The sequence below is a fragment of the Mucilaginibacter agri genome (assembly GCF_009928685.1).
Lineage (GTDB): Bacteria > Bacteroidota > Bacteroidia > Sphingobacteriales > Sphingobacteriaceae > Mucilaginibacter > Mucilaginibacter agri.
This window is the reverse complement of record NZ_WWEO01000044.1, coordinates 106,895-128,997: the sequence shown is the minus strand read 5'-3', so window position 1 is coordinate 128,997 and position 22,103 is coordinate 106,895. Positions and strand designations below refer to the sequence as shown.

The 22,103-nt window shown below is 43.0% G+C and carries 20 protein-coding genes; 6 read left to right on the top strand and 14 right to left on the bottom strand.

Going from position 1 to position 22,103, the window contains the following annotated elements; translation table 11 throughout:
• Positions 1–48: 48 nt before the first annotated feature.
• From GSY63_RS16925 to GSY63_RS16905, 5 genes are all read right to left on the bottom strand, one after another.
• Positions 49–312 (bottom strand): acyl-CoA-binding protein, encoded by a 264-nt coding sequence (locus GSY63_RS16925; protein WP_208094574.1) that lies wholly within the window; start codon positions 310–312, stop codon positions 49–51.
• Positions 313–424: 112 nt separating this feature from the next.
• Positions 425–874 carry an acyl-CoA thioesterase gene (locus GSY63_RS16920; protein ID WP_208094573.1) on the bottom strand — a complete coding sequence of 150 codons (450 nt, stop codon included), beginning with the start codon at positions 872–874 and terminating at the stop codon, positions 425–427.
• A 7-nt stretch (positions 875–881) separates the two neighbouring features.
• Complete coding sequence (locus GSY63_RS16915; protein ID WP_166587021.1) at positions 882–1,859, bottom strand: electron transfer flavoprotein subunit alpha/FixB family protein; 978 nt, start codon at positions 1,857–1,859, stop codon at positions 882–884.
• A gap of 24 nt (positions 1,860–1,883) precedes the next feature.
• The gene (locus GSY63_RS16910; RefSeq protein WP_166587020.1) at positions 1,884–2,627 is read right to left on the bottom strand and encodes an electron transfer flavoprotein subunit beta/FixA family protein; all 744 of its coding nucleotides are present in this window, start codon (positions 2,625–2,627) and stop codon (positions 1,884–1,886) included.
• 247 nt (positions 2,628–2,874) lie between these two features.
• Entirely contained in the window at positions 2,875–3,762 is an 888-nt protein-coding gene (locus tag GSY63_RS16905) for a helix-turn-helix domain-containing protein (RefSeq protein WP_166587019.1), read from the bottom strand.
• A 416-nt stretch (positions 3,763–4,178) separates the two neighbouring features.
• Here GSY63_RS16905 and GSY63_RS16900 point away from each other — a divergent pair, with 416 nt between their 5' ends.
• The gene (locus tag GSY63_RS16900) at positions 4,179–5,402 is read left to right on the top strand and encodes an OmpP1/FadL family transporter (RefSeq protein ID WP_166587018.1); all 1,224 of its coding nucleotides are present in this window, start codon (positions 4,179–4,181) and stop codon (positions 5,400–5,402) included.
• A gap of 20 nt (positions 5,403–5,422) precedes the next feature.
• Positions 5,423–6,757: an SGNH/GDSL hydrolase family protein gene (locus tag GSY63_RS16895; protein WP_166587017.1), complete on the top strand. Its 1,335-nt coding sequence runs from the start codon at positions 5,423–5,425 to the stop codon at positions 6,755–6,757.
• Between the two features lie 133 nt (positions 6,758–6,890).
• Here the strand turns inward: GSY63_RS16895 and pdxR are convergent, their stop codons facing one another.
• Positions 6,891–8,384, bottom strand: a complete 1,494-nt coding sequence (gene pdxR / locus GSY63_RS16890; RefSeq protein ID WP_166587016.1) for a MocR-like pyridoxine biosynthesis transcription factor PdxR — start codon at positions 8,382–8,384, stop codon at positions 6,891–6,893.
• An 83-nt stretch (positions 8,385–8,467) separates the two neighbouring features.
• Between pdxR and GSY63_RS16885 the strand changes: the two genes are divergently transcribed.
• From GSY63_RS16885 to GSY63_RS16875, 3 genes are read left to right on the top strand one after another with little or no spacing between them, the layout of a single operon-like run.
• Entirely contained in the window at positions 8,468–8,905 is a 438-nt protein-coding gene (locus GSY63_RS16885; protein ID WP_166587015.1) for a DoxX family protein, read from the top strand.
• A 38-nt stretch (positions 8,906–8,943) separates the two neighbouring features.
• Positions 8,944–9,921 carry an EamA family transporter gene (locus GSY63_RS16880; RefSeq protein WP_166587014.1) on the top strand — a complete coding sequence of 326 codons (978 nt, stop codon included), beginning with the start codon at positions 8,944–8,946 and terminating at the stop codon, positions 9,919–9,921.
• Between the two features lie 10 nt (positions 9,922–9,931).
• Positions 9,932–10,747, top strand: a complete 816-nt coding sequence (locus tag GSY63_RS16875) for an MBL fold metallo-hydrolase (protein ID WP_166587013.1) — start codon at positions 9,932–9,934, stop codon at positions 10,745–10,747.
• Between the two features lies 1 nt (position 10,748).
• On the opposite strand, the gene GSY63_RS16870 is transcribed toward GSY63_RS16875, so the two are convergent.
• From GSY63_RS16870 to GSY63_RS16845, 6 genes are all read right to left on the bottom strand, one after another.
• Positions 10,749–12,194 carry an amino acid permease gene (locus GSY63_RS16870; protein WP_166587012.1) on the bottom strand — a complete coding sequence of 482 codons (1,446 nt, stop codon included), beginning with the start codon at positions 12,192–12,194 and terminating at the stop codon, positions 10,749–10,751.
• A 68-nt stretch (positions 12,195–12,262) separates the two neighbouring features.
• Complete coding sequence (locus tag GSY63_RS16865; protein ID WP_166587011.1) at positions 12,263–15,322, bottom strand: efflux RND transporter permease subunit; 3,060 nt, start codon at positions 15,320–15,322, stop codon at positions 12,263–12,265.
• Positions 15,319–16,263: an efflux RND transporter periplasmic adaptor subunit gene (locus GSY63_RS16860; protein WP_166587010.1), complete on the bottom strand. Its 945-nt coding sequence runs from the start codon at positions 16,261–16,263 to the stop codon at positions 15,319–15,321. Before GSY63_RS16860 ends, GSY63_RS16865 begins: the two co-directional genes overlap by 4 nt.
• Position 16,264: 1 nt before the next feature.
• Entirely contained in the window at positions 16,265–17,500 is a 1,236-nt protein-coding gene (locus GSY63_RS16855) for a TolC family protein (protein WP_166587009.1), read from the bottom strand.
• A 79-nt stretch (positions 17,501–17,579) separates the two neighbouring features.
• The gene (locus tag GSY63_RS16850) at positions 17,580–18,833 is read right to left on the bottom strand and encodes a sensor histidine kinase (RefSeq protein WP_166587008.1); all 1,254 of its coding nucleotides are present in this window, start codon (positions 18,831–18,833) and stop codon (positions 17,580–17,582) included.
• Positions 18,834–19,508, bottom strand: coding sequence for a response regulator transcription factor (locus GSY63_RS16845; protein WP_166587007.1), 675 nt, complete (start codon positions 19,506–19,508; stop codon positions 18,834–18,836).
• 241 nt (positions 19,509–19,749) lie between these two features.
• On the opposite strand from GSY63_RS16845, the gene GSY63_RS16840 reads away from it, so the two are divergent.
• Positions 19,750–20,163: an EamA family transporter gene (locus tag GSY63_RS16840; RefSeq protein WP_166587006.1), complete on the top strand. Its 414-nt coding sequence runs from the start codon at positions 19,750–19,752 to the stop codon at positions 20,161–20,163.
• Between the two features lie 17 nt (positions 20,164–20,180).
• Here GSY63_RS16840 and GSY63_RS16835 read toward each other — a convergent pair whose 3' ends face one another.
• Both GSY63_RS16835 and GSY63_RS16830 read right to left on the bottom strand, forming a co-directional pair.
• On the bottom strand, positions 20,181–21,026 hold the full coding sequence (locus GSY63_RS16835) for a phosphatase PAP2 family protein (protein WP_166587005.1): 846 nt from the start codon (positions 21,024–21,026) through the stop codon (positions 20,181–20,183).
• Positions 21,027–21,051: 25 nt separating this feature from the next.
• Positions 21,052–22,086 (bottom strand): YncE family protein, encoded by a 1,035-nt coding sequence (locus tag GSY63_RS16830; protein ID WP_166587004.1) that lies wholly within the window; start codon positions 22,084–22,086, stop codon positions 21,052–21,054.
• Between the last annotated feature and the right edge of the window lie 17 nt (positions 22,087–22,103).

Genomic DNA, 22,103 nt, shown 5'->3' with positions numbered 1-22,103 from the left:
TATAGCTCGGAATGATTTGTCAAAAGTTCGGATTTGGTGCTCCGAGAATTACGCGCCTTTAAGTTGCTCGTATAATTTAATGTACTCGTCCATAGCCGCTTCTGACGACATGCCGTTTAGTTTTTTCCAGGCATCGTGTTTAGCCTTGTTCACAAAGTCGAACATACCTGGCGTAGGGGTATTAGGATCCATATCGCCCTCGGTTGCCTGCTTGTATAAGCTATATAATTTAAGCAGCGTTTCGTTGTCTGGTCGTTTGCTTAGCTCTTTACTTTCTTTAACGGCTTTTTCGAAGCTTTCTTTTAAACTCATGATGTTAGTTTTGAATGATTGAATTTTGAATGAGCAAATATCACTAAAATTCTATGGTCAGTTAGTTGTTAGTTAATATGTTACTGGTTATGGGGTTATTGGTGTTATGCGCTTACTCTTTGGGTTTTGGAATCTCCTCGATATAATCGTCACCGCGGGGCGATTTTGTGAATAAGCTACTGATGCTTTCGGGCAATAGGGTAAGCTTTCGTTTTTCCATATCTATCCAGGCACCCTCTACATTGATGATTGCCGCTTTGACGCCATCTCCACGGTAAACCTCGTGGCGTATAGCCCAGCGCGACCCATCCGGTCGCGAGCGAACCAGTTCGCAGGTAACTTTTACCCGGTCGCCAAGGGCTATTTCGCGCAGGTACATTAGCTCTTCCTTAAATAATACGGGGCCGATTTTTTGGCCAAGTAATACTACCGGACTTAATCCCACCTGATTAAGCATATTAAGCCGGGCCTGCGCAGCAAGGTCTGCATAAGCCGAGTGCCGCATATGCTGGTTGGCATCTATCTGCGACCACAATACCTGGCCCTCATAAAAAACATGCATATTGCTGTTAATGATGTTCTGCTTTAAACTTTTTAACGGCTTCGGTAAGGCGCGGTAACACCTCGTTTAAATCGCCCACAACGCCGTAGTTTGCCGCCTTAAAAAACGGTGCTTCGGGATCTTTGTTTATCACCACTATGGTTTTTGATCCGCTTACCCCAGCCAAATGCTGAATGGCTCCCGAAATACCTGCAGCAATGTACAGGTTAGGGCGAATTGTACCACCGGTTTGGCCAACGTGCTCGTGATGCGGCCTCCAGCCGGCATCGGCCACCGGGCGCGAGCAAGCTGTTGCAGCACCTAAGGCATGGGCAAGGTCTTCGATAATACCCCAATTCTCAGGCCCTTTCAATCCACGACCACCTGATACCACAAGTTCTGCGTCAGACAATGGTACTTCGCCTGTAATTTTATCAACCGATTTTACTTTTACGCCAAAGTCTTTATCCTCAAAATTTACGCTGAAATTTTCTACAGTGGCAGCTCCTTCAGTTTTATTAAGTTGGAAGCTGTTGGGTGCAAGCATAATCACCTTAACCTCGCTTGTGGCGTTAACATAAGCGAATGCTTTACCCGAAAACGCCGATTTTTTCACTACGAAACCTTTAACGGTATCCGGGTAAGATAGTGCGCCTGAGATCAAACCTGCTTTTAATTGAATGGCTACACGTGGCGCAATGGCACGGCCGTTAACGTCGTGAAGGGTTACAATTACGGGGCTGTTCTCTTGTTTGGCAGCCGCCACTAACACGCGGGTGATGGCGCGGGCATGCAGATCGTTCAGGCGATCATCGGCCACGTATAATACTTTTTGTGCGCCGTAAGCGCCTAAACCCTGAAGTTCGGTGTCGGCAATTTTACCGGTTGCAACGGCAGTGGCGGTAGTGCCTAATTTTTTGGCTATTTCTGCGGCGTATTGCACCGCTTCGAGGCTTTTCTTTTTAATAGTGCCTTCGGTATGTTCTACTAATACGATTACTGACATTTTCTTTTAATTTTTTGGTACACATTAAATTACTTTGGCTTCGGTATGAAGCAGGTTCACCAGCTCATCCATCTGGTCGGCGGCAATTAATTTTACCCCGGCCTTGGCAGGCGGGAGTTCGTAATGTGTAACCGATGTTAATGCAGTTACTGCAGCGGGTGTTACCACTTTTAACGGCTTTGTTCGTGCTGTCATAATACCACGCATATTAGGGATACGTGCCTCGGCCACACCTTTTTGACAAGAAATTACCAATGGTAAATTGGCTTCGTCGGTTTCTTCGCCGCCGTCAATTTCACGTTTTACGGTTGCGGTGTTATCTGCAACGGCAATGTTTGTTGCGAAGCCGATAAAGTCGGTATCCAGCAATTCGGCCAGCATCGGTCCAACTGCACCGTTTGCATAGTCGATGGATTCTTTACCGCATAAGATTAGATCGTAACCTTCGTTTTTAGCATATTCGGCAATGTAGTTTGCAGTGGCATATGAGTCGTTGCTATCGGCATCAATACGGATGGCTTCGTCACCACCAATAGCCAGGGCTTTGCGGATCACCGGCTCGGTATTGGCCTTGCCTACCATAATCACATGTACACTTTCGGCAACACCGGTCTCTTTTAGTTCGAGGGCGCGCACCAGGGCGTACCACTCATCATAAGGGTTAAGAATATAAGTTACGCCATTCTCTTCTACGGCCGTGTTATTGTCTTTTAACACAATTTTGGTAACCGTATCAGGCACCTGGCTGATACACACTAATACTTTCATTTCTATTGATTTTAATTGGTAGATAGCCTCCCGGTTTAAGCAACCGGTGCAGAACTATATAATTACAAAATCAAAAGTAGGTTAGGTGCCTGCCCAAAAAAGGGCAGAAATGCGGGAATGTTGGTCATTTTTTCGGTTGTCTGTTATCGGTTGTCAGTTGTCGGGGTTTGACGGGGCAGCCTACTAAACAAATTTTGCAGGAAATGATTTGCTAAGTAGAGCTTATCCGACAACAGATAACTGACAACTAACTACTCGCTTTAACACGATACTCAGACGGGGAAAATCCTGTTTGTTTTTTAAAATACTTTCCGAAAGATGATTGATCGGGGAAATGTATTTCATCAGCTACCTGGGCTATGCTGATTTCGTGATTGCGAAGCAGTACTTTGGCTTCAAGCACTACGGCATCGTCTATCCACTCGCCTGCAGTTTTGCCGGTTGCTTCTTTAATGGTTTCGGTAAGGTGCTTGGGCGAAACGTAAAGTGCATCAGCATAGTACTGTACGTTGCGATGTTCTTTATACTGTGCAAAAACCAGGTTCTGGAAAAGCATATTTAGTTCCTGCTTACGCGTCTGCTTGTTTTTAGTGATCACGTGCTGATGCTCATAAACGGCTGCAACCTCATACAAAAGAGTAGTTAAATTACTGCGACAGATTTCGGTTCGGTAGGTATGCTCTTCGCGTTGGAGAGTTTGCTGTATGAGCGAAAAAACTTCGAGCAATATTTTGGCGTCATCGTGTTTAGGGAAAATGACCGGGGTAGAAGATGTTTTAAAGAAACTAAACGACTCTAAAAAATGGCTGTTGATATTATGCTCAGTCAAGAACGACCGGGAGAAAACCACGAAACGGCACAGAAAATCGGGGCTGCTGTCATAGATCCTTAACACATGGAAAGGGGTGGCTAAGAGCATCGCATCGGGCCGGGCATCATAAACCTGCAGGTTTACCTCAACTTTAGCAGTACCGCGGGTGCATATACCTATAATAAATCCATCAGACCGATAGGGATATTCACTCAGTGCTAAAAGGTGTTTCTCTTCAGTGATAAAAAAATCTGTTCCGATAGATTTGTCGGCGTAAAGATCAACAAACTTCGGGAAGCTTAACTGGGCGATTTTCTTACTCATATATAACAGGTAGCGATATTAAGATAGCCAAACATATCTAATTATGCCCAATTATCCGGCCTCGTTTTGCGGTGAATTTTAAAAAAGACAAATCAATTTGGTATCAATTAGCATAATTGCAAATTTGTTAATGTAAGAAACTTACCTTTTCGATAATGATAATGACAGTTTTGGTTTGTTTAGAAACTCGCTTGCTATAGTCTCAATACGTTGCATTTAGGCACAGTTCATCACATTAAATTCTCATTATTTTACAATCACCCTCACAAATTTTCCGACTTTTTGACTAAAAACTCCGCAATTTTCCCCTTTTTTGCGATGGTAACGAACCTAATTTTATAGCTAGTGTTATTTGCTTTAAAACCAATTAGCAAACCAAATTATAAGCGGCAGATAACCTAACCAATTATTTTATTATGAGAAAAATTCTACTATTGCTGCTGGCAAGCCTGCCTGTTATGGCATTTGCACAGGGCTTCCAGGTTAATTTGCATGGACAAAAGCAAATCGGTATGGGGCATACCGGCACGGGGCTTGCCCAAGACGGCGCCTCTGTATTGTTTAACCCAGGCGCTATGGCCATGCTGCCCGATAATTACATTCAGGCCGGGATAAGCCCGCTGATCTTTAAATCGGGTTTTAATCCATCGGGTACTAACGACGCCTATTATACCAAGAATAAGATTGCAACGCCTTTTACTGCCTATGCCGTTTGGGGACCAAAAAGTAGTTTCTGGAAATTAGGTTTGGGAGTATATACTCCTTTTGGCGGTTTAACAGATTGGGGCAATGAGTGGCAAGGAAAATATGTATTGGAAAGCCTGAATCTCAAGGCTATAGCCATTCAACCAACTTTAAGTATCCGCCTTGCTGATTTTGTGAGCATCGGTGGTGGTTTTGTTTATAACATCGGCGATGTTGATCTTCAGCGTGCCATCCCGCTGGCTAATGCTGCTGGTGCGGATGGCCAGGCCAGATTAAAAGGCAGCGGCCATGGCTATGGTTGGAATGCCGGTATCTTCTTTAAAACCGAATCGGGCATTACCGTGGGTATCGATTATCGTTCGAAACTTAAAACTACTATTAACAATGGAGACGCAATTTTTGGTGTGCCTGCGTCTTTGGCTACCAGCTTCCCACAGCCAAATACATTTACAGCAAGCATCCCGCTGCCGTCTACAACCTCGTTGGGTTTAGGTTATTATCCATCGAGCAGGTGGACATTGGCTGCTGATGTTAACTATGTTCACTGGAGCGTTTACAAAGTGCTTGCGTTTGATTATGCACAAAATACATCTGCTTTACAGGATACTTACTCGCCACGTAATTATAAGGATGCTTATAGTTTAAGAGGTGGTGCGCAATATAAGGCTAACGATAAACTGTTTTTACGTGCAGGTGGTGGTTATGCATCTACGGCAGTTCGCGACGGTTACGTAACACCCGAAGCACCAGATGCTAACCGTTACTACTTTACCGGCGGTTTAGGCTACAAACTAGCCAAACGCCTCGATCTGGATTTTTCATTTGAGTATGAGAAGTTATTGTCTCGCACGCAAACTAACATAGAATCGCAATTAGCAGGTACATTTAAAACGCATGTTTATATTCCAGGCGTGTCACTTGCTTATCATTGGTAAACCTTATTTTATTTAAACAGATGAAAAATTTTAAACTATCCATATATGTATTACTGGCAGCAAGCCTCGCAGCCTGCAAACCCAGCATAGAAACCCCGGCACCAAGCCATGGCTCTGCCGATTTTAGCAGGTATATTGCCGTAGGTAACTCCCTAACGGCGGGTTATGCCGATGGTGGGCTGTACCTCGAAGGACAACAGAACTCTTACCCCTCTATTATTGCTAAACAAATGCAGCAGGTAGGTGGCGGAACCTTTACCCAGCCTTTGTTTTCACAGGACCAGGCTAATGGTTCAGGTTATCTGCAACTGACAGGTTTTGATAAAACCACCGGTGCGCCAACTACCGCCCCGGTAACTACTAACCTGGCGGTAACCGGCCAGGTAACCATCCCCGGCTTTGGCGCGGTAACCACTTATACCAAATACACTGGTACCGACCTGAACAATTATGGCGTACCCGGTATTAAACTGGCCCACATTACTTATGCCCCTTATGGAAACCTCAACGGTTTTTACGAAAGGCTGTTACCTGGAGCCGAAGGCACCCATACCACCACTTACCTGGATTTTATTACCGCCAAACCATTTACCTTTTTTACCAACTGGTTGGGTAATAACGATGCCTTAGGTTATGCCACCTCGGGTGGGGCAGGTGATGTGCTGACCGATAAAGCCACCTTTAATGCCCTGTACAGTGGCCTGATGACTAAGCTAACCGCCAGCGGACAGAAAGGAGCGGTAGCTACCATCCCGGATGTAACGGCTATCCCTTACTTTAATACGGTAACGGTAGCCGCTATTTTAGCCAGCGTACAAAAAGCCAACCCTGCAGTACAGGCATTGTTTATTAATGCCAAGTCGGATGCTACAGCGGCAGGTACTGCCTACGCAGCCAGACCGGCAACCGCCAATGACCTGATTGTGCTGACCTTCCCGACCTCAAAGATCGGTACTCTGGTATCCACACCAGCGGGGATGCTGCCGTATGGCTTAACCCCATACAGCCCGATAGAGAACCAATATGTGCTGGATGCCAACGAAGTAACCCTGACCAAGGATTATGTAACTTCTTACAACAATACCATTAAATCGGTAGCGGCCTCAAAAGGCATTGCCGTAAACGATATGTATACCTTCTTAAACAATGTAAAAGCGCATGGTTTGGTGGTAGATGGCGTAAACCTGAATGCAGGCTATATCAGTGGTGGTATTTTCTCTCTGGATGGTGTTCACTTAACCCCGAGAGGTTATGCCATTGTAGCCAACGAGTTTATCAAGGCCATCAATGCACAGTACGGTTCAACCATTCCCCTGGCAGATGCAGCTAGTTACAGGAGTGTGAAGTTCCCGTGATAAATTAGTTCATGGATGATAGTTGATAGTTCATAGTAGCTTCAACCAAAACGGAAAAGGCCTGTAGTATAAATTGCAGGCCTTTTCTATTTTCTAACTAACCAAACTCCGGCTATGATCTATGAATCATCAACTATGATCCACTCAACACCTTATCAATTGCTTTCTTTAATATCGATATTGCTTCAATCATTTCAGCTTCGTTTAGTGAGGCGAAGCCAATTCGTATCGAGTGGTTTTGGTATTTGGGGTTGTAATAATAGTCAGATCCATCGCTAAGTGTAAGACCCATTTCTGAAGCTTTCTCAGCCACTTTCGCTGGCTTAAGTCCGTTTAGATAGGTTACCCAGATTGCGAAGCCGCCATCAGGAATTTTGAACGAAATATGCTCGCCTAAATGTTCGGTTAAAAGTTTGCAAAGCATGTCACGGCGCTCGTGGTATAGTTTATTGGCTTTTTTAAGGTGACGGCCAATATCGCCGTTCTTCAATAAATTGGCCATGGCTTCCTCTAACAGATGTTCACCTTGCCTGTCAATCAATCGCCTTAAATTAATGGCTTGCGACAATAAATTTTTAGGGGCAACCATAAAGCCGATCCGGATACCGGGGGCAATAATTTTGCAGAACGAACCCACGTAGATTACATTCCCACAATAATCGGCACTCGCTAAAGGCAATATTGGGCTGCTGGTATACTGGAAATCGAAATCGTAATCATCTTCGATAATAGCAAAACGGTGTTTTCTTGCCAGTTCTAGCAAACGCATACGTCGTTCAGGGCACAACGTAGCTGTAGTTGGTGTGTGGTGGTGAGGGATTACATACACTATCCTTACCTTTTTCTTTTTGCAGATCTCCTCAATGGCATCTACACTAATGCCATAATCATCAACCGGTACAAGTTCTAGTTTTGCGCCGGCTTGTTCAAATACATCGTTCGCGCCAGAGAAACCCGGATCTGCGGCGATAACAATATCTCCTTTCGATATGAGTAATTGCGCCGTTAAATAAAGCGCCATCTGAACTCCTTTGGTTATCAGGATGTCGCTTGCCTGCACTTGTAACCCACGCGTTTCCGACAGAAATTTGGCAAGCTCATTTCGTAGATTCTCCGAGCCTTGCTCCAAACCATACATTAGATATTTAGTGGTAAAGTGATAAGCTGCGAAACGGCGGTACTCTCTAATCATCAGATCTACCGGAGCAATACGAATATCGGGGAAGCCGCCATTCATTATAATATTGCCTTCGGGAGCTTTGTGAAAAGGGTAAGCGATATCGATGGTCTTTTCTACATCAAAATTGGTCTCACAAGCCAAACCTGTTTGTTGTTGTACATCATCTAAAATAGGCCTTGGCGAAACATCTGGCAGGTTATTAGCAACAAAAATGCCCTTGCGCGGATATACATCAACCCAGCTTTGAGCATAAAGCTCGTCGTAAGCGGCCACAATGGTTTTGCGATGTACATTTAGCGATTTGGCTAACACACGGCTGGCAGGCAAAGCCGCGCCAGGTTTCAAAGTTCCTTGTCTTATATAAGTGATAATACCGTTGGCTACCTGTACGTAAGCTGATACAGGCTGCTTTTTATCGATGCTTATTAAGCTTTCAATTAATGCCATATCTGGACTATTAGGTTTGTGTATTTTGGACTACAAGCGTAGTCCAAATGTATGGTATTTTTGATTGTAACCAAATAATTATCATGCAATTAAATATCGATATCTACGCCATTTACCTCCGCATCGCCATAGCGGTAGCCTATTTATGGGAGGTGGCGGATCGCCTTGGCCTGCTAGGCCAACATGGTCAACCCCACGTAGGATGGGGAGATTGGACCCATTTTGTAACCTATGCTAAAGAAGTAATGGCTTTCACGCCCTTGAGTTGGGTACCACTGCTGGCGATTTTAGCATCACTGGGTGAAGGAGTTTTTGGCTCAATGCTGTTGATAGGTCTGTTTACCAAAATAGCAGCAATAGGTAGCGGTATACTCAGTTTATGTTTTGCCGTAGCCATGGCTATTTCTTTCGGCATCGATTCGCCATTGGGCTATTCGGTTTTTACGCTGAGCGCAGCAAGTTTTGTACTCTCGCAATTGCCAAACCGAAAGTTCAGTATAGATGGACTTTTAACCAGATAAATTTTAATTCTATCATATCACAAATAAAAATTAATAACATGAACACTCAACTAATAAACAAAGCACCAACATGGTTGGTAATACTTGCTTTTGCTATTGTATACATAGTGTGGGGATCAACCTACTTTTTTATCGGGATGGCCGTACATGGCTTTCCGCCAATGCTGATGGGAGCTGTGCGCTTTATACTGGCCGGCATTATTATGCTGGTTTGGTGCCGGGCCAAAGGCGATTATTTATGGAATAAAAGAGACATGCTTACCGCTGCCGTAACAGGTTTACTATTACTTGTAGCGGCTAATGGAACTATAATTTGGGTAGAAACCGTTGTGCCAAGCGCCATGGTCGCCATTATGGTTTCGGTAAATCCAATATGGGTTATCATTCTGGATAGAGCGAATTGGGGTATTAACCTTAGGAATAAATCTACAGTGTATGGTCTCATTATAGGTTTTGCAGGTGTGCTATTACTATTTGGCGAATCATTTATCCAGTCGCTTTCAGGTAGTGTAGATCGCAAAATGATAAGCGGCTTGTTATTACTGCTGTTTCCTCCTATAGCCTGGGCTGCAGGTAGTCTATTTTCTAAAAAGAGAGGAACTACCGCTCCTGCACGTGTAAATACCGGGTGGCAGATGTTGATTGCGGGCTTTGCATTTGTGCCATTGGCAGGTGCCCATCATGAGTTCAGCAATTTTTATATCAGCGCGGTGCCAACACAATCATGGATAGCAATTGCTTATCTGATTTTGTTTGGTTCCATAGCTGCCTTTAGTGCTTACGTATGGTTATTGCAAGTTAGGCCAGCAGCGCAGGTGAGTACACACTCATATGTAAATCCGGTGATAGCCGTGCTGTTAGGTGTGGGTTTCGGACACGAAAGTATTACAGGGCTGCAAGTCTTAGGTCTGGTAGTTATTTTGTTGAGTGTACTGTTGGTCAACCTGTCTAAATATGGCAAGTTTAATTTTCGGTTGCCGATGATTGTTAAATGTCCTCAAATGAATAAGATTTAATCTTTTGTATATGAGCACTAACAATAGTTCCCCAATTTGCACAACATGTGGCACCCAATATCCATCGGATATGCAGTTACCCGTGTTGTGCACTATTTGCGATGATGACAGACAATACGTCGGCGAAAACGGACAGACCTGGACTAGCGTTGACGAGTTAAAGAAAAATCATTCTGTCAGCATAAAATCTATAAATGATAATCTATACGGACTGAAGGTGGAACCTGATTTTGCAATTGCTAATCGCGCCATTCTTTTAACATATCCCGGTGGCAATATTTTGTGGGACTGCATTCCGTTGCTGGATGATGAAACCATCAGGTTTGTCAGATCGGTAGGCGGGCTAAAAGCAATCGCTTTTTCGCATCCGCATTACTACAGCAATATGAATGACTGGGCTGCCGAGTTTGAGTGCCCCATTTACATTCATGAAGCCGATAGCGAATGGATTACGTATCCGACAGAGGCGGTAAGACTTTGGAAAGGTGACGAACTTGAACTATGGGATGGTATCCGGATCATTCATGCGGGCGGTCACTTTCCGGGGAGTTGTATGCTGCATGTTCCGTGGCTGTCTCCAAAAGGTACTGTTTTGTGCGGCGATTCGGTAAACATTTCGCCAAGTAAACGACATACGGCCGTGATGTATAGCTATCCCAATCACATCTTGCTATCGAAAACTGCGTTCGATGCCTTCGACCAAAAAACTGGCAGTCTGGTATTTGATTGTATGTATGGCGCTTTCGACCATCAAAATTTGCCCGGTATCGCGATGGAGGTTTTCAAAAACTCAATGCAGCGTTACCGGGATAGTTATAGTTCTTAAATTACTTCGCCAGCATCTTTCTTAAAACACTGTTCTTTTTGCCGTAGGCGAAGTAGATAACTAAACCTATTGCCAACCAAATGATCAATCGTAACCAGGTATCACCCGGTAAAAAGGTCATCATAGCAAAGCAGGTAAGTATGCCTAATATAGGAACCAAAGGAACCAACGGTGTTTTAAAGGGGCGATGAACATTGGGTTGCTGTTTTCGTAATACCAATACCCCGGCACAAACCATTACAAAGGCGAGTAACGTACCAATGCTGGTCATTTCGCCAACTACGCGGATGGGCACAAATGCCGCGAAGATGGCAATGAAGGCACACAAAACGATATTTGATTTCCACGGCGTGCGAAATTTAGGGTGCACATCGGCAAATACTTTAGGCAAGAGACCATCTTTCGACATAGAGAAAAATACCCTTGATTGGCCTAACAGATCCACCAAAATTACAGAGGTGTAGCCTATTAAAATGGCAAGCACGATGGCTTTACTGAGCCATTGGTAATGTGTTTTCTCAATGGCGATAGCTACAGGTGCCCCCGAGCCGATAAACTCTTTATAGTTGGCCATTCCGGTCATCACATGGGCGAAAATCACGAACAGAATGGTACACACCACCAAAGAACCGATAATGCCAATGGGCATGTTACGTTGTGGATTTTTGGCTTCCTGCGCTGCTGTTGATACGGCATCGAAACCAATGAACACGAAGAATACCAAACCTGCACCTCTTAACACGCCCGACCAACCATAGTTGCCCCAAACGCCTGTGTTTTGCGGAATATAAGGATGATAGTTTTGGGGATTAATAAAAGACCAGCCAACTGCGATAAAAACTAAAACCACCCCAACCTTTAAACTCACGATAATAGCATTAATCAATGCCGAACCCTTTGTGCCGCGGATGATAATGCTGGTTACAATAATTACAATCAGTGCAGCGGGAAGATTAATAATGCCGCTTACCACATCGCCATTTGCGGCTTTGGCAGTTTCGAAAGGGGACAGGGTAAGCTGCGGAGGCAGGTAAAGATCGAACCAGGATAAAAACTTGGTTAAATATTGCGACCAGCTGATGGCAACTGTAGCGGCACCAACAGAATATTCGAGTACCAGATCCCAGCCGATTATCCAGGCAAAAAGCTCGCCCATGGTTGCATATGAGTAGGTGTATGCACTACCTGCAACTGGAATCATGGCCGAAAATTCGGCATAACATAACGCTGCGAAAGTACAACCAAGTGCTGCAATTAAAAAAGATATGGTAACCGCTGGTCCTGAATGCTGGCCAGCTGCAATACCGGTTAACGAGAATAAACCGGCCCCGATGATAATGCCGATGCCAATAAGGATAAGGTTAACCGGCCCAAGCGAGCGCTTTAAAGTGTGCTCGTTATCTTCGGCCGATTCTTTCAGTAATATGTCTATGGGTTTCTTAAGCATGCTGTAAAAAAGTCGACAAAGTTAATCAACTTTATTACAGCAGCCTTATGCAAAAGTCATATTAATGTTTATAAATTTATCGGTTTATTAAAGGTGTGATTACGATAAAAGAGCCTTATCATACTTGGCAATACAATTAAGAGTAGGGGCAATGCCGCCAAAAAACCACCAATTACGGCAATAGCCAAAGGTTGATGGAGCTGTGCTCCGGCACCGATACCCAAAGCCAAAGGCGTTAGAGCAATAATAGCACCCAATGCAGTCATCAGTTTAGGGCGAAGTCTGGTGGATATTGAATATACGATAGCATCATCCACACTTGTTTCCATAGCGCTTTGTTTAAACTGCCAGAAGGTGAAGATGGCATTTTCTCCAATGATACCCACAATCATGATGAGGCCGGTGTAGCTACCCACATTTAAAGGGGTATCAGTTAGGTACAGCGCTAAGAAACTACCAGCAATTCCCAATACCGAAACTACCAATATGATCAAAGCGATGCGGAATTGTTTGAACAAGAATAAAATAACGCAAAACACCAGTAAGCTTGATGTAACAAGTATAATCAACAGCTCTTTAAAGGATTGTTGCTGCTCCGCGTACGCACCACCGTAACTAATGTGGTAGCCCTGTGGAAGGTTAACTTTCTCGGCAATACCTTTTTGTATGGCCGGAATAACTGTTCCCAAATCGCTATTATCTAATCGGGCACTAATAACTCCCATTGACTGTAAATTCTCACGGTTAACCTCCGCATCACCTTCATGTAAGTCGATCTTGGCTAAACTGGTTATGGGAATTAGTTTACCATCGGGCAAAAACACGTCGAGTGATTTGATACCAGATACGTTTAGCGTGCGATTATTAGGATAGACAATGCGGATTGGCGAAAGCTGTTCTTTCTCGAACAGGTTACCCACCACATTACCTTCGAGCGCCGACTGTACCTGGTATTGCAAGTTGGTAGGATCGAGGTTGTATTGGGCCAGCATACTGTAGTGTGGCTGTATACTTACTGACGGACCAGCTATAACAATACCATCAAATACATCTGCCGTACCTTTTACGTTAGTAACAACGTCTGCTATTTGTTTGGAGAGAGCTTGTAGTTTAACTTGATTGTCACCAAATACCTTGATTTCAATTGGCTGAGTCGAGGTCATTAAATCGCCCAGCATATCGCCGATAACCTGGCCAAAATCCACGCGTAACGCAGGCTGCGAAGCCTCAATCTTACCGCGCAGATCGCTAATTACTTCTTCGGTAGTTTTATCACGCGAAGTTTTCAGCTGGATCAGATAATCGCCGGTATTAGGTTCGGTAATAAAGAAACCCATCTGCGTACCTGTACGGCGCGAGTAGGCCTGTACATTAGGTTCTTTGATGATGATCTTCTCAATTTCGCGTAACATGCGGTCGGTTTCTTCCAAAGAAGTACCCGGCGGCGAGGTATAATCTAGCACGATGCTACCCTCATCCATATCAGGCAAGAACCCCGTAGCTAAGTTTGACGGAATTAAAACGATAACCACTACAAAACCAATAATAATGAGGATGCTAATAACAGGTTTCAGTATAAAGAACTCGACCCATTTTTGTCTTTTCACCAAATGGACTTCTTCTTTTTTTGCTGCGCTATTCCCTGGCTTTTTATCGCGGCTAAGCAGCAGATAAATAACTGGCAGGCCTATCCATGTTACAAAAAACGAACATACGAGGGTGATGATCATGGTATTGGTCATTACGCTGAAGTATGCTCCGGCTACACCGGTCATCAACATAAATGGGATGAAAATTACAATAGTGCTAATCGAAGAACCAACCATTGCCGGGAAAAGATAGTCGATCGCCTTCTGCAGTAAACGCATGGTCGGCTCATCGGGGTGCTCCTCATGCGTGCGGTGTATTTGCTCTACCACTACAATTGCATCATCAATAATTAAGCCTATGGCCGCAGCAATAGCACCAAGGGTCATGATATTAAAGGTGTAACCTTCGGCATAAAGGATCAATAGCGTAAGGCAAAGCGTAACCGGAATGGTAATTAAAATGGTTGCGCTTGCTTTAATGGACCGTAAGAAAATGATAGCCACCACAATGGCTAATGCTAACCCAATCCATAAGCTATCAGTCACACTTTTTATAGATTCGTTTACAAAGTCGGCCTGTACATAGTAGGGTTTGATGCTTACACCTTTTGGTAATATCTTTTGCAGTTCAGCCACCTTTTTATCCATCGCCGACGAGAGCGCTACCAGGTTGGCATTGGGTTGTTTGATAACCGCTACCAGCACACCCTCGTGCCCGTTGGCGTTAATTTTGGTGTATTCAATACCCGGATTGATCTGTATTTCGGCTATATCTTTAAGGCGCGTTATACGTTTTTTATTGGTGATTACCAGGTTGCCTAATTGTTCGCTGGTAGATACTGTTGCATCAGTAACTGTTAGATAGAGTTGCTTATAATCCGATAAGTAACCTTCCGATTTAATAAAATTGGTTTGAGCAAGCGTAGTGCTAATAATATCGGGCGTTAAACCCAGCGAGCTCATTTTTTGCTTATTCAGTATCAGCCAGTATTCTTTAACCTTACCACCTATGATTCTTATTTCCGAAACGCCATCAACCTGTGAGAGAAATGGTTTAATGGTGTAAGTAGCTAACTGGCGCAATTCGATAGGTGAAAGACTGTGGCTTTCTAAAGTATACCCGCTAACCGGAAGAATAGAGGGATTCATTTTTTCTACCGTTACGTTGACATCAGCCGGCAGATCATTTTTGATCTGATTAATGCGCGACTCGATACGCTGCTGACTCAAGTCAATGTCTGCATTCCAGTTCATAAAGGCTGAAATTTCGCAACTGCCACGGCTTGTGGTGCTACGCACGTATTGCAGATCAGGCACTTGTTTAATGGCATTTTCGAGCGGTTTAGTAACCGTCACCATCATTTTATTTACCGGTTGCAGGCCTTCATCAGCAATAATCTTAATTTTGGGAAACGTAATCTCCGGGAATAATGAGGTTTGCAGTTTCGAATATGCAAACAGGCCACCCATTATAATGATAGCCAGTATTAAGCTAATGGGTTTTTTATGCGAAATGAAAAAATTGTTAAACAGGCTCATGGTTGCACAATTTTTACTTTAGCGGTATCGGTAAGGCCATAATTTCCTGTTACCACAATTTTGTCATTTGGCGAAAACTTGGGCGAAAGGATCTCGATCCGGTCAGTGGTTTCAATACCTTTAGTTACCGGGGTTTTAACTGCTGTAGTTGGATTAATTAATTTCATTACCCAAAACTCTGTCTGAGTTTCGTTGGCCAGCACTGCCGATTTGGGGAGTGAAACCGTATTGTTTTTTTCGGCCTTAATCAAACGCGCTTTGGCTATCAGGTTTTCGGGGATAGGGTGGCTGCTGTTTACATTTAATACAATGCTTTGGGTTTGCGAAAGTGAATCAACTGCCGGCATTACTGAATTGACGTGTGCATTTAGTTTTTCGCCGTCGGGAAGGGTGAGCTGCATTGTTTGGTTTCTTTGCAAAGTGCTGCGTAGCTCGTAAGGTAATTGCAACAGGAACACAAAGCTCGAGCCTTCGTTTATTACTGCCAGAGCTTCTCCGTCCTGTACATAGTCGCCCGCCTGATGGCTTAGTTGTGTAATGTATCCATTTGCCGATGCCTTGATCCGGTTAACTCCGGAGAATTTAAAGGTGGTATCTAAAACATTAATGCGATTACCGATACTTTGCGCTTCTTTGGTTTTTAGTGTAAATAGTAACTGGCCCCGGGATACATATTCGCCCGGTTGCACGTTACTTTTCTCGATATATCCATTGATATTGGCCTTCACATAATTCTTTTTAAGGTAGGTTGAAGTGGCATTTAAATCAATATAGTTGGTCAACGTAGTATCACCAATAGTGGTAACGGTAACTGGTGTTTGCGATTGCACGGCCGCATCTTCGTCGGCAGCTGCATCCGGCTTGCCTTTGCATGCCCAAAAGCATACTGATACGCAAACAAGCAGTGATATTTTCAGAAATGGGGTAGTTGAAAGGTTCATGCTATCGGTTATAGTAATTAAACTGGTTGATCAATTGCAGGCGGCTAATAACCGTTTGCGTAAGCGTATTTTTCACCGTTAGGTAGTTGTTAATGGCCAATATAAGGTCGGATATTTTCAGATCGCCGGTTTGCATCAACTCGGTATCTACTTTGATAAGGCTTTCTACATACCTTATTTGGTCGTTGATCTGCACAATTAGTTTTTCGTTCTCTGTAATCTGTTGGCTGTATTGATCAATCTGCTGATGGTATTGATTATAAAAGAAAGCCTTATAAGTCTGGCGGCTTTGTTCTTCCAGATTTAGTTTTTTATAAAGCAGTTTGCGCACACCACCGTCATAAATAGGTACGATGAGGCTAAAGCCTGCACTGGCGCCAAAGTTTTTATAAGCATGGTAGGTTAGGTCAGAGTTATAGCCGCCATCGGCAAAAATATTTAGTTTGGGGCGGTAACTGTAGTCTACCAATTTTCGGCCGTTGTTTAAACGCAGACTATCTAATTTATACTGCTTAAAAAAAATACTGTTTGCTACAGAGGGTAAAACTGCCTTAGTAATAGCTGGCTCCGTAAGTTGTGCAAAGGTGGTATCGCGTATACCCGCCAGATAATTAAGCAAGGCAAAATCGTTTTTATACTGTAATCGGGATTGTGCCAATTGTAGTTGTTGCTGCTGCAGGGTTACTAAAAAGGTGAGATAGTCGCTCTGCCGGTAAACGTTAGAACGGGTTAGTTTTTTAAGCAGATCTTCCTCTTTGCCTAATAACTCTACAACTTCTTTGTTGAAGTTATATTGCTGTAGATCGCCGTAAGCGGTGATGTATTGGGCAATTATATTCTTTTTAAGATCTTGTTCGGATAGGTGGATGATATTGCCTAGCGAATCGCGTTGTAATTGCAATGCGTAGTATTGCGCATTTAGATAACTTTTGCCAACGAAGGTTTTGTTTACACTCAACAAGCCGTCTATGCTTTGTCCGTTAGTAATCGCCTGCGAATAACCGTAACCACGTATTACAGGCGCATACAATCCACCTCCGTTTAAATTAACTTGTGGCTTTAAACCAGCTTTCAGCCGCAAGCTGTCTAATTGCGCAGATAGTACCTGGTTATTAAGATCTTTAAGAAGGGGGCTGTTGCTCAGACTTTGATTAAGATAGTAATCAAGCGAACGGTTTTGGGCGGATGATGAACCATACAGCAACACGCATAAAATAAAACTTACAATATATTTCATTTACCTATTAGTAACATAACCAAAGTAAGCGTGTAATTCTGGATTGTTTCTGGAATATTTTACAAGATACGCCTCAAAATCAATCTTTAAAATAGATGCTCATAACGTGATAAGGATCATCGTATTTATAGCTTAGTTCGAAGCCATAGCTATCGCAAATTTGCTTAGAAATAGTAAGCCCCAAACCTGTACCTTCGGAATGAGATGATTTATTGAATCGTTTAAAAATATCATTGGAGTTAAGCGCCTGGCCTTTGCCGGTGTTTTTAATGCTCAGCTTATGGTAGTCCAGCGTAATGTCAATTTTGCCACCCGCGAGATTATGCCTAATCGCATTGCTTAACAAGTTGTTTAGCAGTATTTCTAAAAGCGACCTGCTTGTATATATCTGCTTATCGCTAAGTTGCTTAGTGACGGTAATATCTTTATCAGCGTAAAGTTCGTGAAACTGCGCCAATAGCTGCTCTACCACGTCTTTAACGTTTACATACTGGTCGTCATTAATCAAATGGTTTTCAATTTTTACCATCAGCAACATTGCCCGGTTAAGACGCGTAAGGCGGGAAACAGATTCATATAGGTCGCCCAGCAGATTACTTTGTTGTTCGCTGAACAAGCCGGTTTGAATGAGCGTATCTAATTTTGAATTAATGACGGCAATGGGGGTGAGTAACTCATGCGATGCATTTTCGGTAAAGGCTTTCAGATCCTGGTAGTCGTTTTTGGCCTTCGACTCCATAACCACTATCGCGTTGTTCAGTTCGTTAAACTCGTCCGTATTAGAGGGTACCGAAACCGCTCCTTTTTTATCTGTTATATTGAAACTACGCAGATTGCTTAGTATACTATAAAAAGGTTTCCAAAGGCGGTTGATTGTTAACCGGTTAATCACGAAAAGGCTCATAACCAACAATAGGATTACAGCAATAGTGATCATGAAAATAATGCGGATCAAGTCTTCGGTTTCTACCTTCGATTCGACGACAGATACCTGGTAAGTATCGCCTTTAACTTTCACAGAGGTGATAAGCCCGCGGCCAGATTCAGGGTCTTTATCGGGCGGATTCAGAAAGGCTGTATCAATAAAACGGCGGGTAACTGGGCTTGTTACTAATTTAAAAGTAATATGCTGATCGTCGGACTGATAAACCTGTGGTAGATTGTTGTTAAGACGTACATGTTCAAATACTTCGTTTTCTTCTACAACTAAGTTTTTATCAATTTTATCAGTCAAGATAATTTTAATGGTCTGGTAATAAATGATGCCGGTAATAAACATCACAATTACGGTGGTAATAAGGTTAATACGGTTGTATTTAGTAAGCAGCCTCATTTATTCCGAAAATTTGTAACCCATGCCGTATGCCGCATGTATGTAATCGTTGCTGCCTGCTTCTACCAGCTTTTTGCGTAGGTTTTTGATGTGTGAGTAAATGAAATCGAAGTTATCGGCCATATCAAATTCGTCGCCCCAAAGGTGTTCTGCAATGGCATTTTTAGAAACCACTTTTCCTTTATTAGCAATAAAATACAGGAGGAGTGCATATTCCTTTCGCGTAAGTTTAACCTGGTTTTTACCTACCGAGACTGCTTTGGCTAAAAGATCAATCTCAATTTCGTTAAAGCTCATCAAATTATTACCGTTGTAAGATTTACGGCGGATAATAGCCATAACCCTTGCGCGTAATTCGGAGAGATGGAATGGTTTAACTAGGTAATCATCGGCACCAAGATCAAGGCCCTCTAAACGATCATCTAATGAGTTTTTTGCAGATATAATAAGAATGCCATCGCTGTGATTGCCAGCTTTCAGCTCCTTTAAGATATCTATACCGGTACCGCCTGGCAACGTAATGTCCAGCAGGATACAATCATACCGATACAGTTGTACCTTAGCCATGGCCGAATTATATTCAGACGCGGTTTCGCAAACATTGCCGGCTTCGGTAAAATATTCCTGCATGCTGTCGCGCAGGCCTTGTTCATCTTCAACAATCAGTAGCTTCAAAGTTATAAATCCTAATTTAATCTAAAATTAGAGATTAATATTGTAGAAATCCTGTTCAATTAGTCATCGTTCATTAGTCTTTATCAAATTAATTTTTTTGCCTGTAAAACAAAAGATCTACTGGGTAATTCCGACTAATGACTAATGACTAATGACTAATGACTAATGACTAATGACTAATGACTAATGACTAATGACTAATGACTAATGACTAATGACTAATGACTAATAATCAATAATTATGTGGTGGATATATGCATTACTATCGGCGCTGTTTGCAGCCTTAACAGCCATTTTTGCTAAAATAGGAATCAAAGGTGTAGATACCAATGTGGCTACCGCTATTCGCACGGTAGTTATATTAATTGTAGCCTGGGGAATTGTGCTTTTTAAAGGCAGCCAAGGATCTATCGGCGCGCTTACGCGCACCAACTGGACTTTTATTGTGCTGTCAGGATTGGCTACGGGCTTGTCGTGGATATTTTATTTTAAAGCCCTGCAATTGGGAGAGGTGTCACAAGTTGCACCGGTTGATAAGCTGAGTGTGGCGCTGGCTATTGTGCTATCCGTAGTGTTTTTGGGCGAACCGCTAACATGGAAAAATGCCGCTGGAGCATTGCTCATTATCAGCGGCACTTTAGTGTTGATATTTTAGTTGAAACAGGGGCTTGCTTAAAGCGTCATTGCAAATTGTAGCCCTAGCGTCCCCTCACGGAAGGAAGGGAGTAGCCAGGTGTTTTTCTGCGGCTTTTGCTTTTGTAATTCAGGCGGAACATCTTTATTCTTTTCTTTTTCGCGACCAGATCTGGTTAGCCTGTTTCTGATAACCGGATAAAGTAGATAGGCTGCTTTGGTTGATAAAATACCAAAACCCGCACCGGCTACTACATCGCTAAACCAATGATCCTGGTGATATATGCGAAAAACACCTGTTGTGGTTGCAAACGTGTAACCGATAATGCCATAAGCAACCGAATTACCACTCAACTCCTGCGACATAAACTCGGCACCATTGAAAGCATTAGCTGTATGCCCTGATGGAAAGGAGTAATTATCCGACCCGTCTGGCCGGGTTCGGTGAGTGGCGTGTTTCAAAGAAAATACAGTTAGCTCCAACATCCCTTGCGATAAAAGATAAATAAGCGTACGATCGACAAAAGTATTTTTACCATGTACGCCCACCAGATTTAACCCGTAAGTTAAAACTACAGGTGTGTATTGAAAAAAGTTCTCTATATGCTTGCTCGGAACAAAATTGTTTTTAGCCGTTTGATCATAAATATATTTATCAACTTGCCTTACCGGTTTTATGTAGAATGACGAAATACCATAGCCCACCAGTACAGCAGGTGGGATAAGTGCCCAGGTTTTACTACGCAGGTGCTGTACGGTATCTGGCGCAGTAAACAAATCCTTTTTCAGCGTATCACCAACATTTACTTTTTTCGTAGTATCAGCTTTTTGAGCAGTGGCTTTAAGACAAATAAAGCATAAGAGAATAAAAATGACTTTCTTCAAGACGGTAATTTATGTTAAATAATTGTTAATTTCCTATTTCGATAACATGAAATGTGCCAGAAATCATGTGTGGTCGCGGATGTGCATTATCAGCAGTAGGGGCGGTTGCTTCCATTTGCGCTGCCGGTAAAAACAAATGATGTGTAGTTAAATCAATACCAATGGTACGAGCACTTTTTTCGGTTGGTATGTTTTCGATGAATTTAAATTGATTAGCATTGATCTCTTTAACTACCGACATGGTTCCTTCGTTGTTAGAGCTGTACGCCTGTTTTAAAGCCGGGTCAAACGCAACACCGTCACAATCGCCAATGGTAAATTTTGCCAGGTTTTTGCCGTTGGTTGCATCCATAATTACCATGGTTTTATTACCACCGCAGCCTATAAACAAGCGCTGTGTAGCAACATCTATAGCTAAGCCAGATGGTTCATCACCCTCTGCAATTTTATACCGATCTGTTACCTTATAGGTATTGGCGTCGATAACAATTACCTCATTAGTAGTTTCGCCATTTACAAATATTTTGCCTTTGCCATCAGATACCCCAGTCTCCGGTTTGGTGCCCAACGGAATAGTAGCAACCACTTTATCGGTAGCAGGATCTATTACCGAAGCATCTTTACTACGACCGTTAAATACGTATACTTTTTTAGAGAAATCGTCGTAAAAAATAGCATCTGGGTTAGTGCCAACTGCAACCGTGGTGATGGGTTTATTTGTTTTTAAATCAAAAGCCGTGCAGTTATTATCCTTGCCATTGCTGGTGTAACCTTTGCCAAACGGCTTTGCTAAAGCAATACCATGCACTCCGTTAGTACCTGTGATGATGCCGATAGAATCGCCGCCGGTGCTTAAGATATGAACCTGAGTGCCGTGCGATACGTACATCTTTTTGTCAACGCCATCAACAGTAATATAGTCCCAACCACCAGAACTGCCAATTGCATGTTTTTTAACAATGTGAAGGCCTGTTTTTGACTGGGACGAAGCTGTAAAAGAGGTAATAGCAAGTGCCGCTGCTATGCCGGTAACGATTAGGGGATTCGATTTTATTTTCATATTTCGCTTGTAGGTTA

Bases quoted from the DNA above. Each gene is read 5' to 3' on its own strand.
- GSY63_RS16855 (WP_166587009.1), bottom strand. From the start codon at position 17,500: ATGAAATATATTGTAAGTTTTATTTTATGCGTGTTGCTGTATGGTTCA.
- GSY63_RS16920 (WP_208094573.1), bottom strand. From the start codon at position 874: ATGCATGTTTTTTATGAGGGCCAGGTATTGTGGTCGCAGATAGATGCC.
- GSY63_RS16885 (WP_166587015.1), top strand. From the start codon at position 8,468: ATGCAATTAAATATCGATATCTACGCCATTTACCTCCGCATCGCCATA.
- GSY63_RS16915 (WP_166587021.1), bottom strand. From the start codon at position 1,859: ATGTCAGTAATCGTATTAGTAGAACATACCGAAGGCACTATTAAAAAG.
- GSY63_RS16870 (WP_166587012.1), bottom strand. From the start codon at position 12,194: ATGCTTAAGAAACCCATAGACATATTACTGAAAGAATCGGCCGAAGAT.
- GSY63_RS16905 (WP_166587019.1), bottom strand. From the start codon at position 3,762: ATGAGTAAGAAAATCGCCCAGTTAAGCTTCCCGAAGTTTGTTGATCTT.
- GSY63_RS16830 (WP_166587004.1), bottom strand. From the start codon at position 22,086: ATGAAAATAAAATCGAATCCCCTAATCGTTACCGGCATAGCAGCGGCA.
- GSY63_RS16850 (WP_166587008.1), bottom strand. From the start codon at position 18,833: ATGAGGCTGCTTACTAAATACAACCGTATTAACCTTATTACCACCGTA.
- GSY63_RS16895 (WP_166587017.1), top strand. From the start codon at position 5,423: ATGAAAAATTTTAAACTATCCATATATGTATTACTGGCAGCAAGCCTC.
- pdxR (WP_166587016.1), bottom strand. From the start codon at position 8,384: ATGGCATTAATTGAAAGCTTAATAAGCATCGATAAAAAGCAGCCTGTA.
- GSY63_RS16900 (WP_166587018.1), top strand. From the start codon at position 4,179: ATGAGAAAAATTCTACTATTGCTGCTGGCAAGCCTGCCTGTTATGGCA.
- GSY63_RS16925 (WP_208094574.1), bottom strand. From the start codon at position 312: ATGAGTTTAAAAGAAAGCTTCGAAAAAGCCGTTAAAGAAAGTAAAGAG.
- GSY63_RS16875 (WP_166587013.1), top strand. From the start codon at position 9,932: ATGAGCACTAACAATAGTTCCCCAATTTGCACAACATGTGGCACCCAA.
- GSY63_RS16840 (WP_166587006.1), top strand. From the start codon at position 19,750: ATGTGGTGGATATATGCATTACTATCGGCGCTGTTTGCAGCCTTAACA.
- GSY63_RS16880 (WP_166587014.1), top strand. From the start codon at position 8,944: ATGAACACTCAACTAATAAACAAAGCACCAACATGGTTGGTAATACTT.
- GSY63_RS16865 (WP_166587011.1), bottom strand. From the start codon at position 15,322: ATGAGCCTGTTTAACAATTTTTTCATTTCGCATAAAAAACCCATTAGC.
- GSY63_RS16860 (WP_166587010.1), bottom strand. From the start codon at position 16,263: ATGAACCTTTCAACTACCCCATTTCTGAAAATATCACTGCTTGTTTGC.
- GSY63_RS16910 (WP_166587020.1), bottom strand. From the start codon at position 2,627: ATGAAAGTATTAGTGTGTATCAGCCAGGTGCCTGATACGGTTACCAAA.